General features: G+C 60.4%; 21 protein-coding genes and 2 pseudogenes. 8 read left to right on the top strand and 15 right to left on the bottom strand.

Annotation, left to right across the window (positions count from 1 at the left end; all coding sequences use genetic code 11):
* Positions 1-166 precede the first annotated feature (166 nt).
* Positions 167-367 (top strand): hypothetical protein, encoded by a 201-nt coding sequence (locus JEY66_RS33810; protein WP_075968505.1) that lies wholly within the window; start codon positions 167-169, stop codon positions 365-367.
* Positions 368-588: 221 nt separating this feature from the next.
* Here the strand turns inward: JEY66_RS33810 and tnpC (JEY66_RS33805) are convergent.
* The 8 genes and pseudogenes from tnpC (JEY66_RS33805) to groES all read right to left on the bottom strand — a co-directional run.
* Positions 589-1,608 (bottom strand): annotated as a pseudogene (gene tnpC / locus JEY66_RS33805) (IS66 family transposase); the annotation flags it as partial.
* Positions 1,609-1,686: 78 nt separating this feature from the next.
* On the bottom strand, positions 1,687-2,544 hold the full coding sequence (gene istB / locus JEY66_RS33800) for an IS21-like element helper ATPase IstB (RefSeq protein ID WP_016844265.1): 858 nt from the start codon (positions 2,542-2,544) through the stop codon (positions 1,687-1,689).
* Positions 2,541-3,803 carry an IS21 family transposase gene (gene istA / locus JEY66_RS33795; protein WP_016844266.1) on the bottom strand — a complete coding sequence of 421 codons (1,263 nt, stop codon included), beginning with the start codon at positions 3,801-3,803 and terminating at the stop codon, positions 2,541-2,543. The genes istB and istA overlap by 4 nt, the downstream gene beginning before the upstream one ends.
* 167 nt (positions 3,804-3,970) lie before the next feature.
* Positions 3,971-4,549: pseudogene (locus JEY66_RS33790) on the bottom strand (transposase domain-containing protein); the annotation flags it as partial.
* Positions 4,550-4,623: 74 nt separating this feature from the next.
* Positions 4,624-4,968, bottom strand: coding sequence for an IS66 family insertion sequence element accessory protein TnpB (gene tnpB, locus JEY66_RS33785; RefSeq protein ID WP_016844268.1), 345 nt, complete (start codon positions 4,966-4,968; stop codon positions 4,624-4,626).
* A complete protein-coding gene (locus JEY66_RS45215) occupies positions 4,965-5,312 on the bottom strand; it encodes a transposase (protein WP_018270221.1) in 348 nt (115 codons plus the stop codon). The genes tnpB (JEY66_RS33785) and JEY66_RS45215 overlap by 4 nt, the downstream gene beginning before the upstream one ends.
* A gap of 439 nt (positions 5,313-5,751) precedes the next feature.
* Positions 5,752-7,392 carry a chaperonin GroEL gene (gene groL, locus JEY66_RS33775; protein ID WP_168858704.1) on the bottom strand — a complete coding sequence of 547 codons (1,641 nt, stop codon included), beginning with the start codon at positions 7,390-7,392 and terminating at the stop codon, positions 5,752-5,754.
* A gap of 88 nt (positions 7,393-7,480) precedes the next feature.
* The gene (gene groES, locus JEY66_RS33770) at positions 7,481-7,795 is read right to left on the bottom strand and encodes a co-chaperone GroES (protein WP_016845959.1); all 315 of its coding nucleotides are present in this window, start codon (positions 7,793-7,795) and stop codon (positions 7,481-7,483) included.
* A gap of 571 nt (positions 7,796-8,366) precedes the next feature.
* On the opposite strand from groES, the gene JEY66_RS33765 reads away from it, so the two are divergent.
* On the top strand, positions 8,367-9,014 hold the full coding sequence (locus JEY66_RS33765; protein ID WP_016845960.1) for an FkbM family methyltransferase: 648 nt from the start codon (positions 8,367-8,369) through the stop codon (positions 9,012-9,014).
* Between the two features lie 469 nt (positions 9,015-9,483).
* Here JEY66_RS33765 and JEY66_RS33760 read toward each other — a convergent pair whose 3' ends face one another.
* From JEY66_RS33760 to JEY66_RS33745, 4 genes are all read right to left on the bottom strand, one after another.
* Positions 9,484-9,669, bottom strand: a complete 186-nt coding sequence (locus JEY66_RS33760; RefSeq protein WP_016845961.1) for a hypothetical protein — start codon at positions 9,667-9,669, stop codon at positions 9,484-9,486.
* A gap of 380 nt (positions 9,670-10,049) precedes the next feature.
* Positions 10,050-11,411 carry a condensation domain-containing protein gene (locus tag JEY66_RS33755; protein ID WP_233475763.1) on the bottom strand — a complete coding sequence of 454 codons (1,362 nt, stop codon included), beginning with the start codon at positions 11,409-11,411 and terminating at the stop codon, positions 10,050-10,052.
* Between the two features lie 17 nt (positions 11,412-11,428).
* Positions 11,429-12,670, bottom strand: coding sequence for an MFS transporter (locus JEY66_RS33750; protein WP_240536984.1), 1,242 nt, complete (start codon positions 12,668-12,670; stop codon positions 11,429-11,431).
* Positions 12,667-12,852, bottom strand: coding sequence for a hypothetical protein (locus tag JEY66_RS33745; protein ID WP_038376181.1), 186 nt, complete (start codon positions 12,850-12,852; stop codon positions 12,667-12,669). Before JEY66_RS33745 ends, JEY66_RS33750 begins: the two co-directional genes overlap by 4 nt.
* A gap of 103 nt (positions 12,853-12,955) precedes the next feature.
* Here JEY66_RS33745 and tnpA point away from each other — a divergent pair, with 103 nt between their 5' ends.
* Genes tnpA through JEY66_RS33725 form a run of 4 tightly spaced genes read left to right on the top strand, consistent with a single transcriptional unit; the run spans position 12,956 to position 15,976 of the window.
* Positions 12,956-13,393, top strand: coding sequence for an IS66-like element accessory protein TnpA (tnpA, locus tag JEY66_RS45210; protein ID WP_038381409.1), 438 nt, complete (start codon positions 12,956-12,958; stop codon positions 13,391-13,393).
* A complete protein-coding gene (gene tnpB, locus JEY66_RS33735) occupies positions 13,390-13,743 on the top strand; it encodes an IS66 family insertion sequence element accessory protein TnpB (protein ID WP_018268845.1) in 354 nt (117 codons plus the stop codon). Before tnpA ends, tnpB (JEY66_RS33735) begins: the two co-directional genes overlap by 4 nt.
* A 50-nt stretch (positions 13,744-13,793) precedes the next feature.
* Positions 13,794-15,356, top strand: a complete 1,563-nt coding sequence (tnpC, locus tag JEY66_RS33730; protein WP_129964824.1) for an IS66 family transposase — start codon at positions 13,794-13,796, stop codon at positions 15,354-15,356.
* A complete protein-coding gene (locus tag JEY66_RS33725; RefSeq protein ID WP_245287104.1) occupies positions 15,353-15,976 on the top strand; it encodes a UPF0149 family protein in 624 nt (207 codons plus the stop codon). The genes tnpC (JEY66_RS33730) and JEY66_RS33725 overlap by 4 nt, the downstream gene beginning before the upstream one ends.
* Positions 15,977-16,758: 782 nt before the next feature.
* Here JEY66_RS33725 and JEY66_RS33720 read toward each other — a convergent pair.
* The 3 genes from JEY66_RS33720 to JEY66_RS33710 form a co-directional block, all read right to left on the bottom strand.
* On the bottom strand, positions 16,759-16,956 hold the full coding sequence (locus tag JEY66_RS33720) for a hypothetical protein (protein ID WP_016842082.1): 198 nt from the start codon (positions 16,954-16,956) through the stop codon (positions 16,759-16,761).
* A gap of 1,247 nt (positions 16,957-18,203) precedes the next feature.
* Positions 18,204-19,322 (bottom strand): branched-chain amino acid ABC transporter substrate-binding protein, encoded by a 1,119-nt coding sequence (locus tag JEY66_RS33715; protein WP_026192388.1) that lies wholly within the window; start codon positions 19,320-19,322, stop codon positions 18,204-18,206.
* 1,180 nt (positions 19,323-20,502) lie between these two features.
* Positions 20,503-22,218 (bottom strand): MFS transporter, encoded by a 1,716-nt coding sequence (locus JEY66_RS33710; protein ID WP_018270225.1) that lies wholly within the window; start codon positions 22,216-22,218, stop codon positions 20,503-20,505.
* A gap of 977 nt (positions 22,219-23,195) precedes the next feature.
* Here JEY66_RS33710 and JEY66_RS45315 point away from each other — a divergent pair.
* Both JEY66_RS45315 and JEY66_RS33700 read left to right on the top strand, forming a co-directional pair.
* Complete coding sequence (locus JEY66_RS45315) at positions 23,196-23,459, top strand: Flp family type IVb pilin (RefSeq protein ID WP_016842074.1); 264 nt, start codon at positions 23,196-23,198, stop codon at positions 23,457-23,459.
* Between the two features lie 167 nt (positions 23,460-23,626).
* Entirely contained in the window at positions 23,627-24,208 is a 582-nt protein-coding gene (locus tag JEY66_RS33700) for a LabA-like NYN domain-containing protein (RefSeq protein ID WP_016842073.1), read from the top strand.
* Positions 24,209-24,879 lie beyond the last annotated feature (671 nt).

Raw genomic sequence — 24,879 nt, 5'->3', positions numbered from 1 at the left:
AGTGTTTTTCAGCTTCGTCCCTGTTGCCTAGATGAAGCAGAATTCGTCCCTGCCAGCCTAGGCGTTCCGAGAGCAAAGCACCCTGTTCGGCTTTCTTGAGACTGTGTCGTCCAAGTCACCAAAGGTCTGGGGCTTCGGCTTATGTTGACCTGGAGCGAGGACTTCAATGTACGATGTCTACTTGAACGAACGGAACGATCTTCTTGTCGTTCCTCGAGGCAATTCCATTCCGATCGATCTCAACAGGAACTGGCGGAAGAAACGTATCGTGCGCTCGGTCAGCGAGCAGATCCGCGAAGATGTTCGGATCTACGGCTACCATCGGCGAAAGTTGCCGTTAAGTCGTTCGATGAACAAGTTAGCTTGATCTACAAACAACGAGCGATCGGCAAGTAAAATGCGAACGGTCGTAAATTCTAGGCGTTTGATTTTCGGACCGATTGGCGCGCCGAGAGCACTGAACCTCTTTATGGGCCGGAACGCGACCGCCTACCACACGCGGGACTTGACTTCATTCCGAGCGGCTTCTGCGCCCAGTGGTTCGCACGGTATCTCCGTGTTTGGAACGTAAGCGGCAAGCTGAGGCCGTCAGGCGGCGTGGTTCCATGGCATAAGCGCGTCGAGTTCGCTGCTCGGCCAACCGTTGGCGATACGCTGAAGCGTTACGGCGAGCCAGGCGAACGGATCGATGTTGTTCATCTTCGCCGTCTGCAGCAGTGTTGCGATAGTCGCCCAGGTTTGTCCGCCGCCGTCGCTGCCAGCGAAGAGACTATTCTTTCTCGTAATTGTTTGTGGCCTGATGGCGCGTTCGACGATGTTGGAGTCGAGCTCGATGCGGCCGTCGGCCAGGAAGCGCTCGAAGATGGCGCGGCGCGAGACGGCATAGCGGATCGCCTCAGCCAGTTTTGATTTGCCGGAGATCCGCCGCAAGGTCTGCTGCCAGAGGTCGAAGAGATCTGCGACGATCGCCGCGGAGGCTTGCTGGCGCGCGGCGACGCGTGCGTCGGGGCTTTGACCGCGCACGGTCTTCTCGACCTGCCAAAGCTTCGCCATCCGCTCGACCGTCGCCGTTGCCACTTCTGAGCTCCCTGCAACATGTAACTCGTAGAACTTGCGCCGGCAGTGTGACCAGCAGCCAGCCAATGTGATGCCATCATTGCCGCGATCGGATCGCGCGAGCTTGTTATAGGCGGCATAGCCATCCACCTGCAGGATGCCGCGATAACCATTGAGGTGCCGGACCGCGCATTCGCCGGAGCGGCTGTCTTCGAAGCGATAAGCCACCATCGGGGGACCGTCGCGGCCAAACGTTCGGTCATCCCTGGCATAGGCCCACAAATAGGCCGTTTTCGTCGATCCGGAGCCCGGAGCGAGCGTCGGCAAAGTGGTTTCGTCGGCAAAGACCCGTTCGGCCTTCTTGACCTCGCTGAAGATGTAGTCGGCCAGGATCTCCAGCTCGAAGCCGAGCTTGCCCATCCATTGCGCCATCAACTGGCGGTCTAGCTCGACCTTGTCGCGGGCGTAGATCGCCTCCTGCCGGTAGAGCGGCAGGCCGTCGGCATATTTGGCGACGGCGATCTGGGCCAAAAGCGCTTCCGTCGGAATGCTGTCAACGGGCGGCGAACTTTCCGTGAGAATGGGCTTCCAAATTTCCCTAGGTGACGGCGACGACTTTGGTTTCGGGGATCAGCCGGCATCGGGATCGTCATTGGCCTTTCCAGGCGGGCGGCCGCGGCGCTTGGGCTGCGGCGGGTTTGCGAGTGGGCGCGAGCGGACGTTTTCCGGCACCAGAGCGGCGTGCTGCCGGAGCCGATAACTCGATCCCTCGATTTGGATGACAACGGCGTGGTGAAGCAGGCGATCAAGCAATGCCGTGGCAACGACAGGATCGCCAAAAACTTCGCCCCATTCGGCGAATCCGCGGTTCGAAGTCAAGATCATCGCGCCTTTCTCATAGCGCGCATTGACCAACTGGAAGAACAGGTTGCCGCCGCCGGGCACGACTGGAAGGTAACCAATTTCGTCGACGACAAGGAGGGAGGCGCGGGCAAGGAACCGTAGGCGCTCACGCAAAGAGCCTTCGCGCTCGGCTTTTGCAAGGGTGGTGACGATATCGGCGAGCGTGGCGAACGCGACGCTCTTTCCAGCCTTCACGGCCTCGACCGCGAGCGCGGTCGCGAGATGGCTCTTGCCGGTGCCGGGTGGCCCAAGCAGATGGACCACCTCTGCGCGGTCGATGAACTTCAATTCGGCAAGAGCCAGGATACGATTGCGATCGAGGGACGGCTGGAATGCGAAGTCGAAGCCGGCGAGCGTTTTGACGGTGGTCAGGCGCGACATTCTCAGCGCGGTGCTGACACGGCGATTGTCGCGCAGCGTTAGCTCCTCGATCAGCAGCTGATCAAGCGCTTCGATCCATGTGACCTCACCCTGCTCGACGCGGCGGAGCGTCGTGTCCAGTATTTCCAGGGCGCGCGGCATCTTGAGTGCGACCAGGCTTTTCTTGACGCTGTCGATCGCTGCCGGCTGCGTGTGGATGGTCATGGCCGGCCTCCCGATTGGGCGAGCCGTTTGCCGACAGTTTGGTAAAACTCCAACGACCGTCGTGGGATGTGATCGCCGGTCCGACCGACGAGGGCTTCGGAGGCGCCAGGTCGCGACCTGGACCGATTGACCACCTGGCGATGCTCGGGTGCGACACGGGTTCGTCGGCGGCCTTCCAAAACAGGATGGACGGCGACGATTTGGCCTTGATCGAGAATGCGGATTACATCGGGCAATTGCTGCACCTCGACAATGCGGCGGGTACGGTCGGGGACGCTGTAATAGTTGCCGCCGATCGACACGAGCCCGTCGTGGCTGACACGCCGTTCGAGCTTGAGCAACGCGTCGAACGGCCCTGCCGGCAACATCTGCAGCTCGGGCCTCTCGGCGGCAAACGCCTCAGCGACGACTTTCTGCGTGGTGCCGTGCACGCGCGCGTTGGCGACAGTCGCGAGCCAGTCGTCGAGTTGAGCGTTGAGATCGTCGAGATTGCGGAAGCTGCGCGCAAGGAAGAAGTCCTGCCGGATGTAGCTGAACGGACGCTCGACCTTGCCCTTGGTCTTCGCGCGATACGGTCGGCAGGCCCTCGGATGGAAGCCGTAATGTTGTGCAAGCGCCAGGAGCGACCGATTATAGACGATGTGACCATCGCGATCCTCGCCTGTGACGGCCGTCTTCATACGATCGTAAAGGATCTCGATCGGGACGCCGCCGATCGCCGCAAAAGCCTGCATGTGGCAGCGCAGCAGCGTTTGTAGGTCCTGATGCATGACGAAGCGGGCGAAGATAAAGCGCGAATGGCCGAGCACCATCGAGAACAGCCAAATGATCCGCGTCACGCCGGGCTCGTCGGTAAAGATGCTCACGAAGCGAGCAAAATCCACCTGCGCCTGCTTCCCGGCAGGCGTCTCAAATCGCACTTCAAAGGGTTTAGGTACGTGGTCAGGACGGATCGCAGCCGCGAAGCGTTTCACGGCCGTATAGGCGCCAGTGTAGCCGTGCTCCCGAAGCTCGCGTGTTAAGCGGACGGCACTCAAGTCCGGGAACGCGGCGATACGTTCACGCAGATAATCGAGATAGGGCGCCAGCTTGCTCGGCCGGCCAGCCTGCCGCGGGCCATAGGCGGGTGGCTCGAGGCCACGCGCAATGTATTTGCGGATCGTTTTCGGGTCGCGTCCCGTGCGCCGGGCGATCGCGCTGATCGACAAGCCCTGACGATGAAGGTCCAAAATCACAATGAGATCTCCAAGCTGGATCATCCGTTCCGCCCCCGAATCGCTTCGGCGACAGGATCGGATGCGGAAAGCCTGAAAGGGCCGCAGCGCTCCGGTATGTGGGGCCTGCGCGCCGCGGCCCCTTCAGGCTGGGATGCCAGCTAGGGAATTTTCGATGCCCACATTTGGGGAGTATTCACCGCCCAGTGACAAATGCCTCCTTCGATGATATGGGCCGGGGCCGGCGCCTGGATCACGCCGTCCGCGTTCTTGAACGCATACTTGGGACGGCGCGTGACGATCACACGGAACTTTACCGGCACCACATCCAGACGCTCCGACACGTCCTCGCCGATCAGCACTTTCTGCTTGCCGGCATGCTCAGCCAGCTCTTCCGGCTCAATGACAGTTTCGATCCGTTCCAGATGGGGCGCAAAGCCCTTGCGCCGACGCGGTGCACGCTTGCTATCCGCTTGCGCACGGCCCTTGCTGACCTGGGCCTTGATCGCAGCGATGCCGGTCTCGATCTCCTCGAAGACAAAGGCTTGCTGTTCGACGTCGCCATTCGCAGAGCCGAGCTTTTCCGATCGTCGGCCGAACCGGGCGCGGTCGAAGGCCTTCAGGATCTGTGTCAGTCGCTCGATGCGCGCATCGGCATCGGCGTTGCAGGCCTTGAGATCGGCGACCTCACTCTCCAGAGCATCGGCGCGGGCCGCTTTCTCGGCCATGGCAAGCACCATGGCCTTTAGCATCTCCACGTCATTTGGGAGGTTGAGATCGGGCGGCATCATTGGGCCTACCAGAGCACATTTTGCCCCTGTTCTCTTGCCCTTTCAGCTCACTGATTCACTTCGCCGCAGTGCTTTTACCCAACAATCTCCGGCGGCTTGACCGCCGCGGTCCGGACCCGCTTCCAGTCCATCCCATCGACCAGGGCCATCAACTGCGCAGCATTCAGCTGCACCCGATGATGTCCGATCCGCGGCCAGCAGAACCTCGCCTTCTCAAGCCGTTTTAAATAAAGGCACACGCCAGAGCCATCCCACCATACGATCTTTATTCGGTCGGCTCTTTTGGCGCGGAACACATAAAGCGAACCATCGAACGGATCTGAGCCGGCATCGCGTACCAGCGCAACAAGGCCATCGATACCCTTGCGGAAGTCGACTGGATGGCTAGCCAGGAACACCTTCACGCCGGAGGGGATCATGCCGAACGCACCGCCCGGATCACCCGCTGCAACTGCGCCTCGTCGACGTCCACGCCGGCGCGCACGATCACCTCGCCAATGGCAATTTCGATCACTGCGCCTGCCGCAGACACCACCACACCCTCGCAACTCGAGTGCCGCGCGGGACAATGTCGCTCTGCCCGAGCATCACGGCGCCAGGCGAACAGCTGCGACGGGTGAATGCCAATCCGGCGGGCGATCGCCGAGACACTCGCGCCAGGCTCCAGCGCCTCTGTCACAACTTGCGCCTTAAACTCGTCCGACCAGCGTCGGCGAAGCTGCCGCGGCGCTCCCTCAAGACGCTCGGCAACCGCTTCGATCATATGGAAGGTTCTAGTTCCAGAACTAGGCGCAGACATAGAAGCTCACATCGGCTCACAAACTCAGCAGCCGATAGCCGATCGCTTACCCACTCCGCCAGACGGGGTCTCTTTGCCGCTTACTTTGGAACCATGCCGCGAAGGGAGCCAATTTGGGAACAGCGGTTGCGGATTCCGGTTCAGCAGCCCCGGAAATCCATGTGGGAGCCCGATTCATTTTCAAGCCGAGCGGCGCCGGGAGAAAAGTCAGACTAGCCATCTTGGGCTGGGTCGGAGCGTCGCTGATATAAACGGCTGGATGGCTTCGGCCGTTGTGCTTCTCGGGGCCAACTGCCGATCCAACTCAGCCTGACAATGGCGGTGTGGTTGCAAGTTTGCCCGAAGTTGAAAACCCTGGCATTGCTGCCAGGGTTCTGCCTGTCGATCCTTTTGAGAGGAGGGATCAGAAGTCCATGCCGCCCATGCCTCCGCCCGGAGGCATCGCGGGACCGGGCGCGATCTTCTTCGGCAGCTCGGCAACCATCGCTTCCGTCGTGATCAGCAACGCCGCCACCGAGGAGGCGTTCTGGACCGCGATGCGCACGACCTTGGTCGGGTCAATGATGCCCTTGGAGACAAGGTTGCTGTACTCGCCAGTCTGCGCGTCGAAGCCGTAAGGGTATTGATCCTTCTCCAGGACTTTACCGACCACGACCGAGCCATCTTCACCGGCGTTGATCGCGATCTGCCGGGCCGGCCAGGACAGCGCCTTGCGCACGATCTCGACGCCGGTCTTCTGGTCGTCGTTCGTGGTGCGCAGGCCCTTGAGCTGCTCGGAGGCCCGGAGCAGGGCGACGCCGCCGCCCGGGAGAATGCCTTCCTCGACAGCCGCGCGGGTCGCGTGCATCGCGTCATCAACGCGATCCTTGCGCTCCTTCACCTCGACCTCGGTCGCGCCGCCGACGCGGATCACCGCGACGCCGCCTGCGAGCTTGGCGAGGCGCTCCTGCAGCTTCTCACGGTCGTAGTCCGAGGTGGTCTCCTCGATCTGCGCCTTGATCTGGGCTATGCGGGCGTCGATGTCGGCCTTCTTGCCACTTCCGTTGACGATCGTGGTGTTCTCCTTGTCGATCATCACCTTCTTGGCGCGACCGAGCATCTGCAGCGTGACGTTCTCGAGCTTGATGCCGAGGTCTTCCGAGATGGCCTGGCCGCCGGTCAGGATCGCGATGTCCTGCAGCATGGCCTTGCGGCGATCGCCGAAGCCCGGAGCCTTGACGGCCGCGACCTTCAGGCCGCCACGCAGGCGGTTCACGACGAGCGTGGCCAAGGCCTCGCCTTCGACGTCCTCGGCGACGATGACCAGCGGCTTGCCGGTCTGCACCACGGCCTCGAGCAGCGGCAGCAGCTCGTTCAGCGAGGAGAGCTTCTTCTCGTTGATCAGGATGTAGGCGTCCTCCATCTCAACGCGCATCTTGTCGGCGTTGGTGACGAAGTAGGGCGAGATGTAGCCGCGGTCGAACTGCATGCCCTCGACGACGTCGAGCTCGGTCTCGAGCGACTTGGCTTCCTCGACCGTGATGACGCCCTCGTTGCCGACCTTCTTCATGGCGTCGGCGAGGAACTTGCCGATCTCGGCGTCGCCGTTGGCGGAGATGGTGCCGACCTGGGCGATCTCCTCGTTCGAGGTGACCTTCTTCGAGTTCTTCTGGAGGTCCGCAACGACGGCTTCGACCGCGAGGTCGATACCGCGCTTCAGATCCATCGGGTTCATGCCGGCGGCGACCGACTTGGCGCCCTCGCGCACGATGGCAGCCGCAAGCACGGTCGCGGTGGTGGTGCCGTCACCGGCGGCGTCCGCTGCCTTGGCCGCGACCTCGCGCACCATCTGGGCACCCATGTTCTCGAACTTCTCCTCGAGCTCCACCTCCTTGGCGACGGCGACGCCGTCCTTGGTGATGCGGGGAGCGCCAAACGACTTCTCGAGCACCACGTTGCGGCCCTTCGGACCGAGGGTGACCTGCACGGCGTTGGCGAGAATGTCGACACCGCGCAACATGCGGTCTCGCGCTTCTACGCCGAACTTGACTTCCTTGGCTGACATAATCGAATTTCCTCAGTTCAGTTTCTCATCCTTCGACGCGCCCGGGCAAGGCGTTTGTCAAGGGCGGAGTGGATGTGGAGGGCTGGGACTAGGCGGCTTTTTTCTTGGAAAACACATCGGTGAGAACGCCCATAATGTCGCTCTCCTTCATGATCAACAGCTCCTGACCGTCGACCTTCACCTCGGTCCCTGACCACTTTCCGAACAGCACGCGATCGCCGACCTCTACGTCGATCGGAATCAACTTGCCGGTCTCGTCACGGCCGCCTGGGCCAACCGCGACGACTTCGCCCTGCGAGGGCTTTTCCTTGGCTGTGTCGGGAATGATGATGCCGCCAGCTGTCTTCTCTTCAGCGTCGATGCGCTTGACCACGACGCGGTCGTGAAGCGGACGGAAATTCATGTAGGCCTCCTGAGCATTTGAACGAGTTGACAATGGGCGCCTTTTGAGCAGCCTCATTGTTGCAAGAGCCAGGCCAAAGATGAGCCGAGCGATCTGCCTGCAATCGTGCTGAATCTCTCGCTTGGCCCGCTCGTGCATTCGTCGGGAAGCAAACGTTTTTGTGTACACAGCTCGCCAAGCTGTTGCCAACCTGACATTGCTTCTCGTCAAAATATGAGTTTACCGTCACGCGCATGGATCAAGGTCGTGCACGCTCGGCGCAACAAGATCAGGCCGATCACGGCCCACGAATGGGATAGCAATCAAGCGCCGACAGTCTCCTTCCCTATCTTTTTCACGGCTCTTCCTTGTCGGCCCTGCGAGCAAAGCTGCTCGTACGAACTGGCTAAAGGAAAACTATACGGCCGGGCTGTTTTGCGTCGACGGCGCTGCATAGCGCTGATGGATCAAGGCGATTGGGACCGGCATATGGATTATATACGTTGATATACGTTGTGCCGAAGCGTCTGGCGTGTGATTGCGAAGTTGATGGCGAATCCAACCGATCTCCGCGCCAATAGGAAAACAACCTGTGTCGTCTGTAGAAGTACATCAGCATATCGTTTCACTTCTTCAGAAGCCCGATCCGGTCATCTTGGATATCGGCTGCAATGACGGAACCGATACGCAACAGTTTCTTACCCTGTGCCCACAAGCTCAGCTTTACTGCTTCGAGCCGGACCCTCGGGCGATCGCGCGCTTCAAGAAGAAGTTGGGCCTTTCCCTCGATAAGGTGCAGCTGCTTGAAATCGCGATCAGTGATAGAAACGGGACGATCGATTTCCATCCAAGCAATGCAGATGGAGAAGCAAAAGAATGGGATCTCTCCGGCTCGATACGCCGACCGAAAAACCATCTTACCGAGTATGATTGGGTTCGGTTCGATCGCCCGTTCTCGGTTGAAACCCGGCGGCTGGACGATTGGTGCAGCGAGGCTAAGCTGAACACGGTTGACTTCATTTGGATGGATGTCCAAGGCGCGGAGGCCGACGTCATTGCAGGCGGCATGCAGACCTTGAGCAATACGCGCTTCGTGTACACGGAGTATAGCGACCGAGAGCTCTACGAAGGTCAGCTGTCGCTGCAGGCTATTCTTGATCTATTGCCGTCATTCGAAGTGGCGGCTCATTATCCCCGCGCTGTGGAAGGTGATGTATTGCTTAAGAATACACGCTTCTAGCGCCTATCACATCCGGCCCTGGTCGTCATTCCCCGGAAGACCTGCCTCGGATTCTCTGCGGCGCAGCGCCGCAGGACGGCCGATCACCGCGCGAATGGATGCTGCAAGCCTCACGTTCCCGTCTCGGTCGCTATGCAGGCCTTGGCGATAGCGCACTTAGGTACCTTCGATAAATACTATTATCGTTTGACGATCATTTGTTTGGCGGGGCGGCACGGCTCGCGACTCCGGGGCGAGCAGCTCGAGCTTTCTCAGATGCCTGAACCAATACTGCCAGCCGACGCTCAAAGCGCTTAATCGTCCGAACTGCTGCTGTATGCTCTGGCCCCCTCGGAAGGCGGTTCACTGCTTCGAACAAATGCCAAAGCAGCTGCATCAGTTCTCGTAGATCCTTAAGATGCGCCACTTCAATTACGCGCTTTCCACCGCTATTGTTCCGTCATGCCGAAACATTCGTCTCCAGCCCAAGTCAATCGCCAGTGGGGCGTTGGATAGCGAGTTCGTCGCCGCTCATCGGCTGCAGCTTGTATTCCGTGATACGTCGCTGGCACAAAGCATCGTCGATGAGCCTCTGCGCCTTCATGCACGAATATGCCTGCATCAGCGCATGATCCCGTAAAATCAACGCCTGCCGTGTGGGGGCGAATCCATTCATTGAACGAAGACTTGCAATGACCGTGCCATCGCTAGCTCAATGCAAGAAAGGCATGGATGTGAGGATGCTAACTCGCAATTGATCGCAATATCTGGCTGGTGGTAGACCCGAAATCCTGGTCGGCACTACGCACGTTGCTGTCCGGAGCAAGAATTGTGTCGACTTGGCCTCTGGCGAGGATCATCTTGATCGCTCGCAAAGCCACGCGCGAGAAAGTCGCCCGAACCAAAAGATAGAGCAGATAGGGCCTATGCTTGCGCCCGCCTCGGAGCAGATGGCGCTCTCGGCTCCTTAATTTAGCTCCCTTCCGGTCACCCGAATGATCGTGATCGTAACGCGAGCGGTTCTTGGTCAAGAACGCTAACCTCTCGGCCATCCTGTCAGTCGATTGAGAGCCGCGGTAGCGGACGGGCGCCGCTGATCAGATGGGCCTGCGCGGCCACCTCAGCAAGATAGTTGTCCATCGCACTTCGCGCGGTGGCTGTACCAGGGTGGCGGAAGTTCACGGAAATTCCGTCCTGCCAGCGACTGATCCATAGGTATGTCTCGCACGCATCGGAGCTACGGCTAATCAGAAATCGCGTCCGCCAATGGGGCCAGCGGTCCGATCCGGGCACCGTCCGATTGTCCATATAGGATACCATGAAACGGTCGCGCAGTGTGGTGCCGAGCAGCTCCATGGCCTTTGAAAATGGCACCTGAGCCGTTTTCTTGGCGCGTTTGAGTTCGAACCGGGCGGCGTTCAGGATTTCCGGCAACGTATCGGCCACCCGGAAGCTCACCGGGCTCATCCCGACATACCATCCAACCGAACGCATCGATCGCAGATCGTACCTGGTGTGAAAGGGTGCAACGGCGTGGAATTGTCGTTGGTTCGCCAGTGTCTTTCCTGCCAGCGCCAGACAGGCGAAAATTCCCGTCGCCGCGTTTCCGCCCTGGGACCTGCAGCCGCGATCGAATTCGCATGCGCCAGCCGCATCGAGCAGCCACATTTTTCCGCTCCGCTGCAAGGATTTCTCCGGCGTATCGAATGATAGCGGAAAGTCCGGCAATTGACCGCCGTTCGCCGCGATCAGCTCGCGCCAATGGCAGATAGCAGGATGGTCATCGGTTAGATCGGTCAATCGCTCTCGTTCGGCCTCGGCGTGATCCAGATAGCTGTGCACCGCCGCCAGCTGGGGTTCCACTCGACGGATCGCGGCTGTGTACAGTTCGTGGATCTCATACGGTACCAAGGCCATCGAGTAGGCATCGCTAACAGAGTGGTCGGAGGCGAGCAGGAGGCTCGTGGATGTCGGCCGGCTGATCGTCACGAAGACGTACGCCGGCCAGCGCAGCGGGTTGGTCTCCGCGTCAAACAGTTTTTCGAGCAGCTGAGCAGTTTCGCCGCTATCGGCGCAGTCACTCACCACGGTTTGCTCAAGCGCTGCAGCGCCTGGATCAATCGTGGCGCGACGCATTGCCGATCCATCCTTGGCCAATCGGCTGCGTAATACCTCGTGCCGATCGACCCAGCCAAGGATCGCTTTGGTCAGCGCAGCGGCATTGAGCTCGCCTGGCAACTCGAATGCTGCGCCGAGCCAGCCCGGTCGGCCATCGTCCGCAGAGCGAAGATGTTCCTCTTGCACATAGGACGGGCGGCGCGGGTCAGCCCGCCAGCTGATCGGCTCGGTGACGTTGATCCGCCAAACCATTAGCCGCCCAGGCTGCCGATCAAGATCGCCAAATTCTTTGATGTCCATGAGCCAGTCCGTCGCGGTCATAGACGCAAGCTGCGCGCCTGGCGCAGCGGCCAAATCCACACTATGGAGGCCATGCCAAGCACGCTGCTCGCGAGCAACGTGGTGCGCAGGCTCGTCGCAGCAGCGACCGCGCCGCCGGCGAGCGCCCCCAATGAGGCCAGTCCCCACACCACGCTGCGGATACTCGCATTGATCCGGCCCTGTAAGTGCGGCGGGGCCAACGCATATCGAATGGGAACCTGCTGCACGTTGTAGATCCCTTGGCCGATCCACAGCATGAATTGAGAGAGGGTCACGCATGCCACTGCGGCCCACCAGGGCTGGGTGAGCAGGGCCGCCAAGCTCATTCCGCCGGCGCTCACCGCCAAACCGATCATTAAAGTTGGGCCGAGGCCGATCGCCCGGCCCACCCGCGGTGAGCTAGCCGCACCGACCACACCGCCAAGCGCACCGATGCCGAGCGCCATGCCGACGAGCCGGCTGTCAAACCCGAGATCCTTGGTCAAATGCAGCAGAAACGCCGCAGAATACGCGTTGTGCCAAAAGATGAATGTGCCGCTCGCCAACGTGACTGCCCGCAAAACCGGATTGCCGAACAGGCTTACCAAACCCTCGGCGACTTGGCCGAGCACTGCTCTCGGCGCGGCCTCCGAGCACCCAGCGTTACGCAGGGGCACCAGAGACAGCAACGCGGCGGCAAGCAAAAATGAAATCGAGTCCGCCAGTATTGCGGTCGGGGCAGAGAATTCGTTGACGAGCCAACCGGCCAGGAACGGACCTGCTGCCATCGCGCCCGCTTGGCTGAGCTCCAATGAACTCTGTGCCCGAACCAGCTGTGAGCGATCTAGCAGGGTGGGTATGCACGCCAGATAAGCCACGTCAGCGATCACTGCGGCAACCCCAACCAGCATGCTCGTCGTGTACAACTGAACCAGTCCAAGATGTCCAAGGTTGGCGAACAAGGGAATTGTGGCCAGCGTCGCCGCCATCACCAGATTGGCGGTCAAAAGGATCCGCCGATGCGGGAGGCGGTCCACGACGACCCCGGCGAACAGACTCACCACCAGGTACGGCGCTCGACCGCAGGCCAACAGCAGCCCCGTTTGCGCCGGTCCCGCGTCCAGCAACGTGATTGCGGTTAGCGGCAGCGCCAGCAAGGTTACATTAGAGCCCAGCAGCGAAATGGTCTGGCCGACGAGCAGCGCAAGATAGCTTCGTGGCAGTCCACGAGGCGCGGCGGAACAGCGCGGGCGGCTCACGCGTCGCCAGACAGGCGGGGAGCCGACAGATACCCAAGTCGGCTCAGCTCACTTTCGGCGATCTGCTCGAATTCCTCGATCTGGGCTCGCGTCAGATCTTGGACGTAACGACCGATCCTGCCTCGGTGCAGCGGCTTCCCCGCAGCCTCGGCGGCCGGATGGCCGTGCGGTTGTTCGAACAATACGTGCTCGTATTCAGCGTAACCGGCATGAGGCCCCCACCTAGCCCACCCTGGGCTTACGCGCGATAGAGCCTGGCATGAGTTGCTCGGAGGAGGTGGATCGATGGTAAATGCCATGCTTGATGCCAGGCAGGAAGGTGACTCCTATCGTCGTGTCGAGGTGATCACCGGGGAGCGCCGGCGGCGACGATGGACGGGCGAGGAGAAGGCCCGGATCGTGGCGGAGAGTTTTGAGGAAGGCACGAACATCTCCGAGGTAGCGCGGCGCAACGGCGTTTCCCGCGGGCTGCTCACGGTGTGGCGACGCCAGATTACGGCAATGGCCGGCAAGGCGCCGAGCTTCGTGCCGATCCAGATTGGCGCCGAGAGCGGCCAGCTCGCAGCGTCGGCGCAAGCGAGGCCCTTGAAGGTGACCGCGCCGCCGACCATGGCCTGTGGGGTGGTCGAGATCGAGGTGAGTGGGGCGCGCATTCGCGTCGAGGGAGAAGTGGACACTGCGACGCTTTGCACGGTGCTGTCGGTGCTCAGAGGCGATCGATGATAGCGCTGCGGCCCGACCTCAAGGTGATGCTGGCATCCCAGCCGGTCGACTTTCGCAAGTCGGTGCACACGCTGTCGGCGCTGGTGAGCGAAGCGTTACACACGAGTCCTTATGACGGCACCGTCTTCGTTTTCCGTTCCAAACGTTCCGACAGAGTGAAGCTGCTGGCGTGGGACGGCAACGGCATGGTGCTTGTAACGAAGTGGTTGCACGAAGGGCATTTCACCTGGCCGCCGATCCGCGACGGCGCGGTGCGTTTGAGTGCGACGCAGCTCGCGATGCTGGTCGACGGGCTCGAGTGGACGCGTGTCTCACCCAAGCCTGTGAAGCAGCCGGCCGTTGTCGGCTGAGAGGCGAGGATTTCGCTGGAGCGTGTCGCGCGCGGATGTATCGTCTGGTCATGGCGATTCGCCCCGACGCTCTCCCGACCGATCCGTCAGCTCTGACCGAGATGGTGCTCGCGCTTGACGCCGAGAACGAGAAGCTGCGCGTGGCGATGCAGACGCTCAAGGAGATGATCTTCGGGAAGCGCTCGGAGCGACTTGCGGTGCTCGTGGACGAGCAACTCGCGCTTGAGCTGGGCGATCTCGAGACCGACGCCACGCCACCTGCCGCTGCCAACGACGATGCGGCAGCGGCGAAGCCGCTTGGCAAGCCGCCGCGGAAGAAGGCGCGCCGCAACATCGGCGCACTCCCAAAGCACCTGCCGCGCTGCGAGCAGGTGCTGGAGCCGGAGGCGACGGCTTGCCCGTGCTGCCAGGGTCAGCTCCACAAGATCGGCGAGGACGTCAGCGAGGTGCTGGACATCATCCCGGCGATCCTGCGGGTGCTGCGCACGATCCGTCCCAAATTTGGCTGCCGCAGCTGCACCGATGGTGTGGTCCAAGCGAAGGTGCTGCCGCGCCTGATCGAGAGCGGCATGGCCTCGACCGCACTCGTGAGCCACGTGGTGGTCTCGAAGTTCGCCTGGTATCTGCCGCTGTACCGGCAGGTGCAGATCTTGGCCGGCCAGGGCATCCAGCTCGACCGCGCGACGCTCGCCGGCTGGGTGAGGCGTGCCGCCTGGTGGCTCAAAAGCCTCTATGAGCTTCAGCTGAGGACGATCCAGAGCGCGGCGCGCGTGTTCTGCGACGAGACGCCGATGCCGGTGCTCGACCCCGGACGACATCGCACCCGCATCTGCCAGTTCTGGGCGCATGCCATGGATGACCGACCATGGGGCGGGCCCTCGCCGCCGGCGGTTGCCTACGTGTTCGCTGCCGGCCGCGGCACGGAGCAGATCGCCGGACAATTGACGGACTTTTCCGGCATTCTGCAGGTGGACGGCTATGCCGCCTACAAGGCGCTCGCCCGCGATCATGGCGGCGAGATCCAGCTCGCCTTTTGTCTCGCCCATGCCCGCCGTAAGTTCGTCGAGGTGTTCAAGACGACGCAGTCGCCGTTCGCGCGCGAGGTGATCGAACGCCTGCAGGCGGTCTATGCGATCGAAGCCGAGATCCGCGGCTCGAGCGCCGAGCAGCGGCTCGCCGTCCGTCGCGCCAGGACCGCTCCGTTGATGGAGGCGATCAAGGCACGATTGACCACAATGGTTGGCCAGCTCTTCTCGCAGTCGAAGCTGGCGGAGGCGATCAACTATGTACTCAATCACTGGGACGGGTTGACGCTGTTTCTTCGCGACGGCCGCGTCGAGGTCGATTCGAACACGGTAGAGCGTTCCATGCGCCCGATTGCCATGGGAAGACGCAACTCATTGTTCAGCGGCAGCGAAGGCGGCGCCGAGAGCTGGGCGATCCTGTCGTCGATCGTGAACACGGCAAAACTCCATGAACTCGATCCTCAGATCTATCTGACGGACGTGCTGGAGCGGATTGTCTCCGGGCGAACCAAGAGCCACCAGCTCCACGAGCTGCTCGTCTGGAACTGGAAGGCGGCCCGTGAGCGCATCGCACAGGCTGCAGCATGAGCCCACGTCGCCCTAAAGCTTCATCGTCGATGGCGGCCGCCGCCATGCCGCTTGCGGAGCTCGAGCAATGGCTCCAGGCCCGCGTCGATCAGCATCCCGCCGCCACCGGTCTCCCCATGCTCGACGGCTACGTCGCCGCGATCGTGGCCGGACCGGTGTCGATGAGCCCGCTCGATTGGATATGCCCACTGCTTGCCATCGATGCCGATGCCTTCAACCACGGCGGCACCCCGGAGTTCGCTGCGATCTCCGCCGTCGCGCTGCGTCATAACGAGATCAGCCAGATCCTTTCCACCACGCCTAACCAGTTCGCCCCGATGCACCGGCGTCAACCCAACGGCGTCGTCGATCCGCGACCATGGTGCCAGGGATTCTACGCCGCGATGCGGCTCAGGCTGTCGGCGTGGGCGCCATTGCTGGACGCCAGCAACGTCAATCACCGCCTGCTTCTGCCCATCCTGCTTCACTGTCGCGACGATCAGGCCGGTCCGCTGCTCGGACCGCCACGGACCGGCCGCGAGACCCGAGACTCTCTGCGCAACGCCCACCTCGATATTCCCGCAGCCGTCGAGGCCATGCGCCAATACTGGATGCCGATCCGCTACGCACGCGCACGCTGATCACCGCCGACGTGGGAGCTCATACCGGTTACGGTTAAGCGTCACAAAGGCCATGCGGGCAGCATTTCGAAGGCCACCAGGACTGTTGTCTCCTAAACTTCTAGCAATCATCAGACGGGGGTTAGCTGGAACAGCAAAGCTGCGCATTTATCGGAAAAAAGCCCGGCCTCATTCGAGGGCCGGGCGGAAGTCAGTCTGGGCGAACGAGGCTGCTAAGCGTCGCGCCAGCTCGCGTCGACAGAGGGAGGGCTGCCGACGGTTATTTGCGGTGATGCATTCACCGCAAATTTCTAATCACAAAAGGATTGATGTCGGTCTGGCGTTGTTTCCTTTTTTACCAAGGCGATACTCACCAATGCGCCGACAGCCCGGGATCATCTATCCTCGACGCCACTCATCTTATCGATATGTTCTTGACGATCCTCGTAAAGCAAAGTCGACCGCTTAGGTGTCGTTGTCGCGCCTCTGGCGGAGGAGCCCCGCTGGCTTGTCCGAGGCCCCTCGCGTCCTGCTTTGAGATGCTACAACGTGACGCTAGGTACGAATCAAGTTGTTTGAGCTGCGGCGCGCGCCATTAAAATCTGAACTCCGATTTCTAACAGGCAGCTAATCAATCCGCGAGCTGCCGCAACAGTGCATGCCATATTCTGCTTATGTGCCTGTGCTTGTACCACGTGAGCGCTTGGAGATTTTACCAGCGCGGTTTGTGGAGTCTCCGCACAGATCACTGCAGCGACGAAGCTTTGCGACCGCAGGTTAGGTCGCGCACGCTGTAATCACGCTCAAGTGGTTCCAGAAAGCACAGCCGAGCGAACGCGGCTGCAGGTCGAATAGCGTCGGTACGGATCGGAACTGGCGTGCGCTTGTTGATTTGCTTGTACGAAGAATACGAAGCGGCGGCCAAAGAAATTCAGCGCAGGAAGCATGAGCGCGGAATTCCCCCAGTAATTCGAACTGATCTCGCAGAAAATCAACAGCATGACCGTTCCATTCAATGAGCTCCCTACGCCTAAGCTCCGGGATCGTCCGATTCGCTTGCGCAGTCGAGAGGCCGCATGCATCGGCGACGTCTTGCTGCATGACGGGGACATGAAGACGACCATTGTCCAGCAGCCCACGAGCTCAAGCCGCGCAGATAAGAAAGGGAGGCGGCGCTTCTGCTCGATCGTGTTGGCCGTCATGCCCGCCAAGATTCTGTACGGAATGCTCGGATCTGTGACCGCAATGGCACACTGAGCCGAGGTAGCGAGATCGTCCGACCGCAGCGTACCGTGTTTAACGGCGTAAAAATACGGGACTCCAGTACAATCCAAGCGAAGGATGTGCTTGAGCCGTCGCTCGTGATCACCTACTCGAAATGAGGTCCAGCATGAGCCATGCGGCCGGGGACCGCTCCGAAGTGTCGATAGTGACAGAAAAAGAACGAGAGTTGGCGCGGTGCAGGCAGGAAATAGCGCGTCTCAAGAATCTGGTAGTGCAGCTTTCTCAGCTCGTCTTGCGGCACGTCGCGGAAAGTAGCGAGGACCGGAAGCCGCAATCCAGGTGAATCGCTTGGGCGTGTGATCATATGTGACAGAGGACGGCAACTAGACGATTTCCGCTGTGATCCGCAGCGCGGCGGCCCCAGGGGGAGGGGGAGCGGCCCCGCCTTGTTTCCCCGAGGCGGGGCCGCTCAATTTCCGGTCGAACTTTTTCGTGGAACGAAGCGCCCGAGCTAATGCGCGTCGCGTGGCCTGATAGCCGAAACTCTCCATAAGCCGAAACCGGTGACTACAGTCCGGCGAAGGGACGCCTTATTCGTGCCGCCGCTAAACGTCTGCGTTGGGCCAAGTCATCAGCTTCAATTGAGTCCGGCCCGTGAGGCGTCGAACCGGTGCAGGTTGTGCATCGATCGGAAACTAGATCCAAACTGCGCATATGCGCGGCGCTCGCTTTAGACCGATGGCGGTTTGCGGACACCGAGCTGCTCGATGACGCGCTTTGATATGTCTGCTGGATCGCCAACCCCGCTTGTGCCAATCTCGATGACCTTCTTTGCGACGATTTCGGCGATAGGGTCGTCTCGATCAACCAAGCGGAGCGAGCGCATTGTCCGAGCATACGCTGACCGCAGACATTCAATTTGTTCCGGCGGCAGCTTGCTGCCTTGGAGCAATCGATCGATCGAGATTGATCCCCGTCCTACCTCCATGGGGACGCTAACTTTGATATCTTGCACTAAGATACGTCAGAACGCGGTCGGGTTAGTCTCGCTATAGCCACCTTTGTCGTCCCACCTATAAACGACGTAGTCGAGCTGCTTGATGTCGCCCTTGGCGTCGTATTGCAGTGTGCCGATCACAGTGTCCCAAGAGCCCGCTTTAATCGTGTCCATCACCTGTTTCGGATCTACGGTGCCAACTTTCGTTGCGGCTTGCGTCCAGACCTGCACCGCAGCGTAGGTATATAGCGTGTAGCCCTCGGGGTCGATATTCTTGGCTCTGAACTTATCGACGATCGCAGCCGCCGTCGTCTTCTTGCGTGGGTCGGGCCCGAAAGTGAAGAGCGTACCTGCTCCAGCTGCGCCGGTAATCGAAGCATATTCCTTATCAGCCAACGCGTCACCCGACATCAGGACGGTCTTGAGGCCCTGATCGCGCATCTGGCGCAAGATAAGGCCCGCTTCTTGGTGATAGCCGCCGACATAGACGAGGTCGATATTGTCACGCTTCAGTCGCGAGACAATCGCATTGAAATCCTTGTCGCCCTTATTGTAGGACTCGTACATCTTTTCAATGACACCGGCCTTATTGAGTGCCTTCTTCGTCTCGTCGGCAAGTCCCTTTCCATACGTTGTCTTGTCATTCAGAATCGCGATGTTCTTGCCGTTGAATTGCTTCGCGATATACTGGGCGGCAACCTGGCCCTGCTGGTCGTCACGGCCGCAGACGCGCGCCACGTTCCATAGCTTGCGTTCGGTGAATAGCGGGTTGGTCGAAGCCGGCGTGATCTGCAGCACACCGCCATCCGCATAGGCTTCCGAGGCCGGGATCGATGACGAAGAGCAAAAGTGCCCAGCAACGAACGGGATCCTGGCGGCAGCGACCTTTTCCGCTACCGATCGCGCCTGCTTGGGATCGCAGGCATCGTCCTCGATGTCGAGGGCTAGCTTCTTGCCGAGTACGCCGCCGGAAGCGTTGATCTGCTCCACCGCCATCTCGGCGCCGTTCTTCATTTGCCGACCGAAGGCGGACTCGCCCCCGGTTATCGGTCCAGCGACGGCGATGGTGATTTCCTCAGCCAATGCCGCGGTGAATAGCACAATCGATGCTCCAAGTGCAAAGCCGATTAGCTTAAGTGATTTCATGGGGAGTCCTCACAGGGGTGAACGCGGCGGCGAGCAAGCTTGAGCAGAGCAAGGCGACCGCGCGGCGGTCAGTGGCAGGAAGCAGCCCGAGATAAAGTGACGGTCGCGCATCGAACCGTTCGATTGCGCCGCTATGTGAGAGCAGGAGTCTACCTTGACTTGATGAGACAACGGTTCGTACTGCAGGAATATACAACGGTTCGGGAGCTATCGGCAGACAGCCCATCGCTGCGCGTCCAATCTCATACCGCCCGCTAGCTCAACGAACAGGGCTATCTTAGTTGGAGACTAGCTGAATCGGGTGTTTATGAAAGAGATAGATCGGTCCGTAACGTACAGGCTCGTCGCGTCAGAAGCGTCGTCGCTTGAGCCACGCGGTCGATCGAGCCGAAACGAGAGACGGTCGTTCAGCTCGTGCGCGATCATCGTCTTTCGAGACGCAGAAACACTTGATGCTCGACGGCGTGATCGCCTTGATAACACGCGCAAGGCAACCAGCGCGGTTTCAAATGAAGGCAAAGACGAGCAGGCTCGAGCAGAGTAGTGCGAAGCTGGTCGCGGTCAGCACAAGGAGGCTACCGGAGACAAGATCATGATTGCCCATGAAGCGCACCCTCGATTGCAGCTAAGGAGAGACGCGCAGCAGCAGCTCGTCTCTTTGAGCTTCGACAGCAAATTATGCGATTCTGGTTGCGCTATTTCCGCGTCGTCCGGGTGAATGCTGCATTTTTGCGGCATTATTCAGCGGTATTCTGTTGAAGTTCGGCGTAAGAAGTGGGGCGGATGGAGGCTCGAAACGTCAGAAATAGACAGCTCTTATGCGGCGAGCGTCGAATGGTGATTTGGCGCCCGGGGCGAAGCTGAGGGCCCACCATCCAAGGAAGCGCCGCCGACGGCAGGCGAGCACAACGTATTGCTAGACTAGCTTGGTGACGCGACCATCGGGAGATGTACGGCTGGCCAACAGCAAAGCCACCGTACGCGAGTAGGCGCGTCGAACAAGAGCTTACAAAGCCCGAGCGTTTCATTGCGCTTGACGGAAATCGTCGCGCGATTATCGCTTAGTCGGCCTGACGCCTTCGTCGATTTTCGCGAGGGCAAGGCAAGGAGCGTCCAGCTAGGCGCCTTTCGTGTGATGAAGTGTTGATTGCTGCGTTCCGGCCCCTGCCAGCAGGCTGGGTCACTTGATTGGGCGGAGTGGCCGGCTACGTAATGCCTTCGTCGGGGTTGCGATCTCCCCTCGCATTTCGCCAGCTGCGTACTCGGTCGCATCGTCGTTCGAGTGTACCGAGCCGAACGGCCTTTCCAGCATACGACGGACCCGTATCGGCGCGGGGCCGACGTGGAAATGAATTGCCCGCTGCTCTAGTATACGTTCCGACCGCGTCGAGCGGTTCCGCCAACGCAAGTAGTCGAGCCAGGTCGGGCAATGATAGCGCTCGGTCCACATTTCCGGATCGGCAATGTCGCGCGCGATCGACCAGCCGTAGGCGCCGTTGCGCTGGCGAGACAATTGCACATCTTGCATAACACTATGAAACGCTCTGGCATTCTCCTGTGCAACGCGGTATTCGATCTCCACGACGAGCGGGCCGCTGCGTCCGGTCAAGGCGAGCCGTACCTCGGGGTCGGCGAGCGGCTCAGGCTCCTCACCCCGCGCTCCGATGCGGGGCATGGGCAGCCAGCGGCCGATGAGTGGTGAGGCAAGCATTAGGGCGGCCGATACCAGCAGCGCCGTTTCGACGCCGGCCGCGTCGGTCAGACGGCCCCAACCCCAGCTGCCGACGGCAATCCCGCCTGAGCTCGCCGCCTGATAGGCTGCAAGCGAGCGTCCGGCCACCCAGCGCGGCGCCGACAGCTGCACCCCAATGTTGAATACCGCCCACACCATCATCCATACGGCTCCCGCCAGGACGAGCGCCGCCGCGGTCAATACGGGCTCGTGACTGAGCGCAACCGCGGCCATCGCCGCGCCCATGGACAGCGCACAGGCGCGGATCGCGGCCTCGCCGCTCAATCGCTTGCGCAGCTCGGTGATATTCAGTGCACCGACCACCGCACCCAGGCCAAAAGCGCCAAGCATGATGCCGTAGGTCTGCGCGTCGCCATGCAAGAGATCGCGCGCCACCAGCGGCATCAGAGCGGTGATCGCACCGCCAATGATGCCGGTTACCAGGCTACGGATCAGCACAATCTTGATCGACGGCGAATTGCTGATATAGCGTACGCCAGAAACCATCGCGCGGCTCAATCTTTCAGGCGGCAGGCGTGAGGGTGCGCTGATGCGTTTCCAAAGCAACAAAGCGATAATCAGCGGCACATACAGCAACGTGTTGAGCGCGAAAGCGGCCACTGCACCCGCGGTTGCCACCACGACTCCGCCGATTGCCGGACCTATGCTCCGCGCGATATTGTAGCTGATGCCGTTCAGAGCGATCGCCGCAGGCAGCTGTGCTTCCAGGGGAACTTGTTCGCTAACCGACGATTGCCAGGCCGGTCCCATCAACGCCATGCCACTGCCGACAACGAGGCATAGCATGAGCAAGAGGTTTGGGGTGGCCAAGCCAAGCCAGGCAATCACCGTCAACCCGGTCGCTCCGGCGAGCGCCAATCCAATGGAGACCAGCGCCACGATGCGGCGGTCATACATATCCGCGATCGCCCCGGCTGGCATCGAAATCAGCATCACTGGCAGTAACAGCGCGGTCTGCACCAACGCGACTTTGTCGGCCGACGACGTCATCTGCGTCATGGCCCAGGCTGCGCCAACACCTTGAATCAGGATACCGACATTGGACAGGAGGCTCGCGAGCCAGATGCGCCTGAAGGTCGCGTGCCGCAGCGGCGCCGTGATGCCGTCGGCGCTACGTGTCTGGGCTTGAGGTGAATCGGTCATATCAGCTCGTGATAATCTACCATGATTTGATCTTGCTAGGGATCACAAGGGTGTTCCTGGCGCGATATCGCGTCAGATCCTGGCATGGTCGTGAAATGAGATGCTTCGATCGCGTTTGGTTGACAGTGATCTACTGCTTCTGTCGCCTTGCGCCTGATAGCAAAGGCAGCGGCGCAGAAAACAGGAACAGTCACCATCGCCGGTGCTGCAATCTCCTATCGCAGTAGGATCGCTTTCTAATCGTGATCGGATGACTTAAAGCCTGCCTCATACCTATTCGCTCCAGCACGCTGGTTGTATGCTCTTGTTGAGAGGTTGTGCTCGCTGGCAGATGCCCAGTTTTGTACGAGGCGGACAATGCGCGAGACCTCTAAGCGGGACACGGTCTGCATTGCGAGAAGCTGAACTAGCTCCCAGGAACCGCATCTCCATCTCGCGGGATTCTTTTGGGGCGGCGCATCAGTCAGCCTCTAAGAGAGGTCCGCCCGGATGATTTAGACGCGAAATGCCGAGTTCATTGCTGCAGCTGCATCCGCTTTTCGCGAGGGGCTGATGACCGCATTGCTGCGCTAGTGTGCCACGGCGGCATTTAGACCAGGCGCGGGATCTTAGGCTGGGTCATGATGTCAAAACCTGCTCGGGATGGTCAATTCTCGGGTGAAGGTGCACGTGAGACGCTCGGGGGATAGGAAACGAGCTGGTTCGTCCCTTGCGTACTGAGTTCGTTCGAGCGCAGCCGAAGGGAATCGAGGTATTCATTGCCGGCATGGCAGACGGACATGGCAGAGCCGCTCTAGATCATCGGGGACGACAGATGAGCAGTGGAAGAGCGATGCGCAAGCAGGAGACTGTGCGCCTCAAAGCGCATGTCGTGAAGATTTAAGATAACGTCACGTGACATAGCAATAAGGGCTGGGAGTGACCGGAATTGCTACAGCAGAATTCCAGGCCCGGAGGGCGCCAGAAATGACATTGTCATGAGATCATTCGCTTTTCAGCGGTTTTGGCCGAACAAGACTGGGGCGACCTCCATCGAGTACGGTCTGATCGCGGTGGCGGTCTCCGTTGCACTTATCCTTGCGCTCAACGGTCTTCGTGCAAACTATAACGCTGATTGCAGTGCTGTGCCTGCGCGCAGCGTTTCGACCGGCGAGTTCGACAAGATGGATCTCGCACGCGAACCCGGCACAGGCAAGCAACAGAACTTCGAAAAGGCCTCCGCTGGATCCTTGGGCCGATGATGTGAAGTCGATGGAATAAGAAACGCGACCGGTGTTATGAGCTCGATAGAAATCTCGTCCCATGCCATTGGAAGAGGCCCCTTCGCCGCCGACCCTCCAGCTCCTCGTAAGTGGCTAGTTCACAGCCTGCGCGGCCCCGCGCAACCATTCTGCAAGCCGGAGCAGTGATGTCCCGATTCGAAAAGCTTGCCATCTTTATCGACGGTCCCAACCTCCACGCTACCTGCAAGGCGCTTGGTTTCGAGATCGACTACAAGCGCCTGCTTGAGGAGTATCGGAGGGCGGGCCGGTTGCTGCGGGCATTCTACTACACGGCGACTGCCGAGGATCAGGAGTATTCGTCGATCCGTCCGCTCATCGATTGGCTCGACTATAATGGCTACACCGTCGTCACGAAGGCAACCAAGGAATTCCTTGACGCCAGCGGTCGGCGTAAAGTGAAGGGTAACATGAACATCGAGCTTGCGGTCGATGCCATGGAACTCGCGGGGCATATCGACCAGATGATCCTGTTCTCTGGTGACGGCGACCTCCGTTCCTTGGTCGAGGCCGTGCAGCGCCGCGGCGTCAGTGTCACCGTCATCTCCACCAATACGATCCAGCCGCCGATGATCGAAGACGAGCTTCGGCGGCAGGCAGACGACTTTATTGAACTAGCACAGTTGAAGCCGAAATTGGGCCGCGATCCGACCGAACGGCTCGGGCCCGCGACGGGGGCTGGCAAGCGAGAGTCAGCCAGCGCGGAATAGCGCATATGGTGATGCGGGGACGACAAGTGGCCATGATACCCGGCAGTCCCGCCGGCGCCATCCGACAGCACGACCATCACATGATGGCTTGCTCCTGCCAGGGGCGTCTCGCGCCTGTTATGGTGTTCTAGACGCCGATGCCATCCTCTCTCGCAACGGTCGGCTCCAACAGCGCTTGTTGCTTGTAACGCGGTGCGCTCTCGGCAGCGCGACGTCCGGCGTCCTCAGGTGGGTCTGACGATAGCTTCGGCCGCATCTCGCACCGGCTGACACGGTGCGCTGGACCGGTGGTTGGATTGTCGTAGTTCGCTCCCAAGCCGCATCAGGCTGCACCGCAGCCACAGCCCTTCCTGCTTCTCGTGCGTGCTACGCCGAAACAATGTTTCAGCATATGCCCGCATGCGGAATCGGTAAAGCAGTCGGTAGAAATGACTGGCCATATCCTGCTCTTGGTCCATTTCGCCAACGAGAAGCTTTTCATGCCATCATTGTCTTCAGTTAGCGCGATGTTTGAATGCAATTTTGGCCCAGCTCACGCATGAAACCGGCCTTGAAGTGCCTCTCTTGATGAATTTTCATCGCCCGGATCGTGGTTCACGAGATAAAGCCGCAGTGAGCAAATTTGATCTCCGCCATTCAAACTTGGCTATGAGTGAGTCTTGACGACGAAG

It is taken from the genome of Bradyrhizobium elkanii USDA 76, from assembly GCF_023278185.1.
In the GTDB taxonomy this organism is placed as follows: Bacteria; Pseudomonadota; Alphaproteobacteria; order Rhizobiales; family Xanthobacteraceae; genus Bradyrhizobium; species Bradyrhizobium elkanii.
Note: the sequence above shows the minus strand (reverse complement) of the source record. Positions and strands in the feature narration are given on the sequence as shown.